This window comes from Sagittula salina, from assembly GCF_017813235.1.
Lineage (GTDB): Bacteria > Pseudomonadota > Alphaproteobacteria > Rhodobacterales > Rhodobacteraceae > Sagittula > Sagittula salina.
In genome coordinates this window covers 1-249 of the sequence record NZ_JAGISH010000080.1, presented here as the reverse complement: position 1 = coordinate 249, position 249 = coordinate 1, and the positions used below count along the sequence as shown (strand labels likewise).

At 71.9% G+C, this 249-nt stretch carries 1 protein-coding gene; it reads right to left on the bottom strand.

From position 1 onward, the window contains the following. Positions 1-241 (bottom strand): glycine--tRNA ligase subunit beta (locus J5474_RS22635; RefSeq protein WP_209364280.1); only part of this gene is annotated, 241 nt, incomplete at its 3' end. Positions 242-249 lie beyond the last annotated feature (8 nt).

The window sequence follows — 249 nt, the reverse complement described above, 5'->3', positions numbered from 1 at the left end:
CGTCCAGCGCCTGGGCGGGGGCATTGGTGCGCGGCCCGCGCTCCTCCTTGCCCGGCGTCTCGGCGCGGGCCGCCATCTCGCCGACCAGGGCAATGCGGCGCGGACCAAACAGCGGGCGCGGCATCTCCGGCATCAGCGGCCGCAACTCGGCCTGCAGGAGGCGGCAGAAATCCTCCGACGCCCGCGCCTGCATGCGGGCCGGGATTTCCTCGGAGAAGAGTTCGATCAGGAGCTCGGGCATCGGTTACA